The organism is Acrocarpospora pleiomorpha (assembly GCF_009687885.1).
In the GTDB taxonomy this organism is placed as follows: Bacteria; Actinomycetota; Actinomycetes; order Streptosporangiales; family Streptosporangiaceae; genus Acrocarpospora; species Acrocarpospora pleiomorpha.
On record NZ_BLAF01000005.1, the window covers coordinates 140,475 to 146,847 of the forward strand.

The following is a 6,373-nucleotide window of genomic DNA, read 5'->3' on the forward strand; positions in this document are numbered from 1 at the left end:
GCTCCGATATGACATCTCTTGCCGCGGTCTTCGAGAAGGCCCGATCCGAGGACCGCGCCGCGCTGGTGGGCTACCTGCCCGCCGGGTTCCCGACCAAGGACGGGGCCGTCGCCGCCGCCTCCGCCATGGTGGACGCGGGCTGCGACGTGATCGAGATCGGCTTGCCGTACTCGGATCCGCTGATGGACGGGCCGACCATCCAGGACGCGGTGCACCGGTCGCTGAGCAACGGCACCCGGATCGCCGACGTCATGCGCACCGTCGAGGGTGTGGCCAAGACGGGGGCGGCGACCCTGGTCATGACGTACTGGAACCCCATCGATCAGTACGGCGCGGCGCGTTTCGCGCGGGACCTGGCCGGCGCGGGCGGGGTGGGCACGATCACGCCCGACCTGACGCCGGAAGAGGCCGGGCCGTGGCTGGAGGCCAGCCGGGAGGCGGGCATCGAGACCGTGTTCCTGGTCGCGCCCAGCTCCACCGAGGAGCGCATCGGCATCGTCGCCGACTGCTGCACCGGCTTCGTCTACGCGGCCTCGCTGATGGGCGTGACCGGCGCCCGCGAGTCGGTCGGGCTGGCGGCCGAGGGCCTGGTCAAGCGGACCCGCGCGCACACCACGCTGCCGGTCTGCGTCGGTCTCGGGGTCGGCACCGGCGCCCAGGCGGCCGAGGTGGCCGCGTACGCGGACGGCGTCATCGTCGGGTCCGCGTTCATCCGGCGGCTGCTTGACGCGCCCGACGAGTCCGCGGGGCTCTTCGCGGTGCGCGAGCTCGCGGCCGAACTCGCGGCGGGCGTGCGCCGCCGCTGAGCCTGCTTTTCCGTACGGCCGATCTCCCTCAGGAGATCGGCCGTTTTGGCGTGTTATGCAGGCAATATTCGGCGATCGCTCGCGATTTACCAGGCTCTTATCCAGGGCATGGTGAGCTGTCTCTATTAGGTTCGGGACCGGTGACCGCCTACGCGGTCAGGTTAAGGAGTTCTGACGTGGCAGCGGATATTCCCGCTTCGCGATGGCCACTCTCCGTACAGGGAGCGGTACCCTGGGTGACGACCATCACCCGGCTCGTGCTCGGTGGCGTGCTCATCGCCGCGGGCTGGCTCAAGATCGGCACGCCCGCCCTGTCGGTGCAGGCGGTCAAGGCCTACGAGCTCCTGCCGGGCGGGGTCGCCACGGCCGTGGGTTACGGCCTGCCCATCCTGGAGATCGTGGTCGGAGCGTTGCTTGTCCTGGGCTTGCTCACGCGCGCCTCGGCCGTCGTGGCCGGGCTGCTCATGCTCGCCTTCGTGGTCGGCATCGCCTCGGCCTGGGCGCGCGGGCTGCGCATCGACTGCGGCTGCTTCGGCGGCGACGGCACGCTCGCGGCCGGGCAGGAGCCCGCCTACCTCAGTGAGCTGCTCCGCGACGCCGGGCTCGTGCTCTGCGCGGCCTGGGCCGCCTGGTTCTCGCCGGGCCGGTTGGCGCTCGACTCCGCGCTGGGCCTGAGCGCCCCGCCCGATCACCACGACGACAACGAGGAGAACGTTTCATGAGCAAGGGTGCGCGGGAAGCGTCGGCGCGTAGCCGCATCGCGGCGCAGCGGGCCGCCGAACGTCAGCGGGAGCGGCGCAAGCGCCTGATGGTCATCACGGCCGTGGGGGTGGTCGCGGTGGCGGCCATCGGCCTCGGCTCCTGGTATGCGGCCTCCCAGGACGCCGCGGAGACACCGGCGCTCGCCCAGGCCCCGGCCACCGTCAACTCCGACGGCACCGTCACGCTGGCCAAGGCGGGCGTGACCGCGCCGGTGCTGGATGTATACGAGGACTTCCAGTGCCCGGCCTGCAAGGCCCTGGAGACCAGCAGCGGTTCGACGATCAAGAACCTGGCCGCGGAGGGCAAGGCCAAGGTGGTCTACCACCCGGTCTCGATCTTCTCGGCCGAGCCGACCAAGTCCAACTCGATCAGGGCGGGGGCGGCGGCCCGTTGCATCAGCGACGGCGCGCAGTGGCTGGCCTTCCACGACAAGCTCTTCCAGAACCAGCCGAACGAGACCGTCGAGGGGTTCGCCCTCAACGACCTGGTGACCTGGGGCAAGGAGGCCGGTGTCACCGATCCCGCCTTCCCCGAGTGCGTGACCACGCAGAAGCACGCGGCCGCGCAGGAGAGCCAGTCGGCCAAGGTGCTGCGGGAGGCGAAGGTCACCGGCACGCCGCAGGTGAAGCTGAACGGGAAGGACCTGCCCAACGAGGTCGCGTTCGTGCCCGCCAAGCTGCGCGAAGCCGTGGTCGCGGCCGGCGGCTGACCGGCACGCGAGGGTCCCGCACCGATCCCGCACCGGCCGCGAGAGGCAGCGCTGGGCGTTGGGCTTCCGCCCGCGCGCTTCTCCGCCCTCCAGGAGTGCCTCCCGCTCGGCTCCGACGATCGGGCTTCCGTTCGCGCGCTTCTCCGCCCTCTTGGAGTGCCTCCCGCTCGGCTCCGACGATTGGGCTTCCGTTCGCGCGCTTCTTCGCCACGGGGGATCTGAGACGGCGTCGCTCCGCTGATTACAGGCGCTGTGACAGGTCCTTTACGATCGTCCGTACCCGAGCGCGTCGCGGAGGCGGTAGCGTCCTGTGACATGCCCCTCGCCTTCATCCCCAGCCCGTCCCAGGGGGTCTGGAATCTCGGACCGATCCCCATCCGGGCCTACGCTTTGTGCATCGTGCTCGGCGTCGTCGTCGCCGTCTGGATCGGCGAGCGCCGCTGGCGGGCCCGTGGCGGCCAGCCCGGCACCATCACCGACCTGGCCGTCTGGGCCGTGCCCTTCGGCCTGGTCGGCGGCCGGCTCTACCACGTCATCACCGACTGGCAGCTGTATTTCGGGGCGGACGCCCCCAACCAGCCGATCGACGCGCTCTACATCTGGAAGGGCGGTCTCGGCATCTGGGGTGCCATCGCCCTCGGCGGCGTCGGCGTCTGGATCGCCTGCCGGCGACGCGGCATCTCGCTGACGGCGGTCGCGGACGCGCTCGCGCCCGGCATCGCCGTCGCCCAAGGCATCGGGCGCTGGGGCAACTACTTCAACCAGGAGCTGTTCGGCAGCCCCTGCGACTACGCCTGGTGCCTGGAGATCGACCCGGGCCGTCCCGGCACGGTCCCCGGCGCGGCCACCTACCACCCGACCTTCCTGTACGAGTCGCTCTGGGACTTCGCGCTCGCCGGCGTGCTGATCCTCCTCGGCTCGCGCCTGGCACTCCGCCACGGCCGCCTCTTCGCGCTGTACGTCGCGGGTTACACGGTCGGCCGGTTCTGGATCGAGGGCCTGCGGGTCGACCCGGCGCACGAGATCCTTGGCCTGCGGCTGAACCAGTGGACCTCGGTCGTCATCTTCATCGGCGCGATCGCGTACTTCTGGCTGACCAGGAACAAGACCACCGAGGAGATCATCGTCGCGGGCGACGGGGACGACCCCGCCCATGACCCCGCCCACGGCCCCGAGCAGGCAGAAGCCACCGAACTAGCCACCGCCGACAAGTCCGCCACCGCCGACAGGTCCGCCAAGGACGCTGAGGCCGCAGAGGACTCCGCAGATCCCCCCAACTCGTCGGACTCCTCCGACTCCTCCGATTCTTCGGATGTCGATCCCGACAAAGCCACCTCCGGAGTATCGGGGGAGGAGGCAGGCGGGCGATGACGGACCCGGCCGCCTCCATGGCCGGGGCTGCGTACGTGTCGTTGGCCGGCCGGCGCGAGCCGGCCCAGGCCGAGATCGGGGTCGAGCGACATGAGCTCGAACGGCATCCGAAGGACGAGCAGGACGAATTGGCTCAGGTTCACGTAGGCCGCAGTGCCGATCCCGCGCTCGTGGGGCAGGTCTCGCGCAGTGCGGGCAGTTCCGCGCTTGTGCGGCAGGTCTCCCGCAGCGTGGAAGATCCCTTGCTCGTGCGGAGAATCTCGCGCAGTGCGGAATATGCCGCGCGGCATCCGAAGGACGAGCAGGGCGAATTGGCTCAGGTTCACGTAAGCCGCAGTGCCGATCCCGCGCTTGTGCGGCAGGTCTCGCGCAGTGCGGAGAATGCCGCGCGGCATCCGAAGGACGAGCAGGGCGAATTGGCTCAGGTTCACGTAAGCCGCAGTGCCGATCCCGCGCTCGTGGGGCAGGTCTCGCGCAGCGCGGAGAGTCCCGCGCTCGTGCGGAGGACCTCCCGCAATCCGGAAAAGGTGCTCATGGTCGGCGGGGGCGTCGCCGTGCTTACCTGGGGCGTCAGCTCGATCATCGGAGTCGGCGGCATATGACTCCCCGCAAACGACGCCCGGCGGTCCGGCAGGACCGCTGGAGCGACTCTCGCCTGGCCGAGCTCGGCCTCACACCTCTCCAGCAGAAGATCTTGCTCGGGCTCGGCGGCGTCGCGGCCCTCCTGGTCATCGGCCTGCTCCTCACCCTCGTGGTTCAGGGCGTCAACGGCACCGCGGCCGGGCCCAGCCAGCTCTCCGCCGGATCCTCCATCGGCCAGGCCCGCCCGTCCGAATACCGGTCCTGGCCGTCGCTGAAACAGTTCGCCCCCATCGCCGACCGCAACGCCGACGCGAAACCCCTCACCGCCGAGGAGGTCTTCGCCACCCGCACCCTGAAATCCGGCAAGCAGACCCTGAAGCTCGCCCAGCGCCAACTGGACAATTCCTGCGCCTCGGTTTTGTGGGGCGACGAACTACGCGAACAGGTGGCTGCCGCAGGCTGCACTCAAGCCGTCCGCGGCCTGTACACCACCACAGTCACCACCAGCGCCAAGCCCAGCGCCAACCCCACCGGGACGCCGACCAGCACGACCACCGAGCCAACCGAAACCACCGGGTCACCTGGCGCGACCACCCGCACCACCTACATCGCCCAGTACACCCTGCTCAACCTCCGCGACGCCGAAGCCGCCAACACCCTGGTCACCACCTTGGAAGCCCTCCACCGCGGCGGCTGGACCCTCCCCCTCAAACCCGACCAGGCCCCCTTCCAGGGCTACTCCGAAGCCAGCGGCCACGCCATGGGCCACTACGTCGGCCTCGTCTGGGTAGCCCGCTCCGACGGCGCCGACCCCGAACCCACCGACGACTTCGTCACCCTAAGCCTCACCCTCCGGGAAGCCGAGAAGGCCATCTACCGTCGCGTGGTCACTGCCACCGGCGGAACCCCTTCCGCGGGCTCGTAAGTGATCGCCGCGTCACCGAGGCCGATCCCAGAGTAACTGTCGGGGCGCTTGAGTAGGATCTGGCGTCATGAGGTGGGTCGGGGTGGTCGTGGCAGGGGCGTTTCTCGGGGCGGGGTGTTCGGTGGTCGCCGGTGATCCTCGGCCGCAGGTGTTTCGGGCGGAGTCGTCTTCGGCGATCTATGAGGCGATCGTGTCCAGGGAGGTGGATCCGGAGCCGTTGGCTGTTGGTGAGGTCTTCGGGAAGGACACGCTGAGCTTTGGGGCCGTGCAGATGAAGCGGGGTCAGTCGTTCGTTTCGGGGAATTGTGCGGAGGCGGTGTGGGGGAATCCGCCGTTGCAGGGGTGCACGCAGGTGTTGCGGGCCGTCTACAGCGCGGACGGGGTTTCGGGGCAGTTCGCGATCTTCAATCTGGCTGATTCCGGGGCAGCGGATCGGCTGGTGCAGGCGTTCAGGAAGGATGCGTTCCTGAAGCTCGCGCCAGGGCAGCCCGCGATCGCCGGGGGTTCGGCGCAGGGCAGGGCACTGGGGCATTACGCCGTCGTGAGCTGGGTCGCGGCGGTGGGCGACGAGAAGCCGGACCTCACCGATCCGCTACTGGCCGTGGACTCGGTCAGCCAGTTCCTGCAGACCCGTCTCCTGAAGGCCGGGTAGCGGCCGTCAGGGAGTCCGTTCACCGCTCTCGAAGACCGGGCGGCAACCGTCAGGGAGTGCGCCGCCGTTCTGTTAAGGGCGGGTAGCGGCCGTCAGGGATTCCGCGCGCCGCTCTCGAAGGCCGGGCGGCAACCGTCAGGGAGTGCGCTGCCGCTCTGTTGAGGGCGGGTAGCGGCCGTCAGGGAGTGCGCCGCCGTTCTGTTAGGGGTGGGTAGCGGGCGACACGGAGTCCGCCTCCGCTCTTGAAGGCTGGGAAGCGGTCGTCAGGGAGGCCGCCGCTGCGTGCGGGAGGGCGGTCAGGCGGTGGGCCGGGAGTTCCAGGGTGGTGGCGTCGGCCCAGTCGGGGATCAGGGCGCGGGCCTGTTTCTTGGTGAGGTTCTGGGTGGAGATGAGGGCTTCGCGCCAGGAGTTGGTGGCTTTGCCGTGGGCGTTGTCGAGGATGCGGCGCGTGATTCTGGCGGGGGTGTGGTCGGGGAGCGCACGGCGTACCGCGTTGAGGACGGTGCCCTCGGCGGTGAGGTCGTAGAGGGGGGAGAGCAGGTCGGTGAGGTCGGGGGGTGGGGTGG

7 protein-coding genes and 1 pseudogene are annotated in these 6,373 nt (G+C 70.0%); 7 read left to right on the forward strand and 1 reads right to left on the reverse strand.

Annotated elements, in window-relative coordinates; all coding sequences use genetic code 11:
- Positions 1 to 8 precede the first annotated feature (8 nt).
- From trpA to Aple_RS03550, 7 genes are all read left to right on the forward strand, one after another.
- Positions 9 to 806 (forward strand): tryptophan synthase subunit alpha, encoded by a 798-nt coding sequence (gene trpA / locus Aple_RS03520; RefSeq protein WP_155342986.1) that lies wholly within the window; start codon positions 9 to 11, stop codon positions 804 to 806.
- Positions 807 to 1,042: 236 nt separating this feature from the next.
- Entirely contained in the window at positions 1,043 to 1,528 is a 486-nt protein-coding gene (locus Aple_RS03525; RefSeq protein ID WP_155342987.1) for a MauE/DoxX family redox-associated membrane protein, read from the forward strand.
- A complete protein-coding gene (locus tag Aple_RS03530; RefSeq protein WP_155342988.1) occupies positions 1,525 to 2,277 on the forward strand; it encodes a DsbA family protein in 753 nt (250 codons plus the stop codon). The genes Aple_RS03525 and Aple_RS03530 overlap by 4 nt, the downstream gene beginning before the upstream one ends.
- Positions 2,278 to 2,592: 315 nt before the next feature.
- Positions 2,593 to 3,648 carry a prolipoprotein diacylglyceryl transferase gene (lgt, locus tag Aple_RS03535; RefSeq protein ID WP_155342989.1) on the forward strand — a complete coding sequence of 352 codons (1,056 nt, stop codon included), beginning with the start codon at positions 2,593 to 2,595 and terminating at the stop codon, positions 3,646 to 3,648.
- Positions 3,645 to 4,250 carry a VIT1/CCC1 transporter family protein gene (locus Aple_RS03540; protein WP_155342990.1) on the forward strand — a complete coding sequence of 202 codons (606 nt, stop codon included), beginning with the start codon at positions 3,645 to 3,647 and terminating at the stop codon, positions 4,248 to 4,250. The genes lgt and Aple_RS03540 overlap by 4 nt, the downstream gene beginning before the upstream one ends.
- The gene (locus Aple_RS03545; protein ID WP_155342991.1) at positions 4,247 to 5,155 is read left to right on the forward strand and encodes a hypothetical protein; all 909 of its coding nucleotides are present in this window, start codon (positions 4,247 to 4,249) and stop codon (positions 5,153 to 5,155) included. The genes Aple_RS03540 and Aple_RS03545 overlap by 4 nt, the downstream gene beginning before the upstream one ends.
- A 67-nt stretch (positions 5,156 to 5,222) precedes the next feature.
- Complete coding sequence (locus Aple_RS03550) at positions 5,223 to 5,807, forward strand: hypothetical protein (RefSeq protein WP_155342992.1); 585 nt, start codon at positions 5,223 to 5,225, stop codon at positions 5,805 to 5,807.
- Between the two features lie 201 nt (positions 5,808 to 6,008).
- On the opposite strand, the pseudogene Aple_RS51800 reads toward Aple_RS03550, so the two are convergent.
- Positions 6,009 to 6,373, reverse strand: a pseudogene (locus tag Aple_RS51800) (hypothetical protein); the annotation flags it as partial.

What these genes read in the sequence shown, in the direction of transcription:
- trpA (WP_155342986.1), top strand. Translation starts at nt 9, where the DNA reads ATGACATCTCTTGCCGCGGTCTTCGAGAAGGCCCGATCCGAGGACCGC.
- Aple_RS03530 (WP_155342988.1), top strand. Translation starts at nt 1,525, where the DNA reads ATGAGCAAGGGTGCGCGGGAAGCGTCGGCGCGTAGCCGCATCGCGGCG.
- lgt (WP_155342989.1), top strand. Translation starts at nt 2,593, where the DNA reads ATGCCCCTCGCCTTCATCCCCAGCCCGTCCCAGGGGGTCTGGAATCTC.
- Aple_RS03540 (WP_155342990.1), top strand. Translation starts at nt 3,645, where the DNA reads ATGACGGACCCGGCCGCCTCCATGGCCGGGGCTGCGTACGTGTCGTTG.
- Aple_RS03545 (WP_155342991.1), top strand. Translation starts at nt 4,247, where the DNA reads ATGACTCCCCGCAAACGACGCCCGGCGGTCCGGCAGGACCGCTGGAGC.
- Aple_RS03550 (WP_155342992.1), top strand. Translation starts at nt 5,223, where the DNA reads ATGAGGTGGGTCGGGGTGGTCGTGGCAGGGGCGTTTCTCGGGGCGGGG.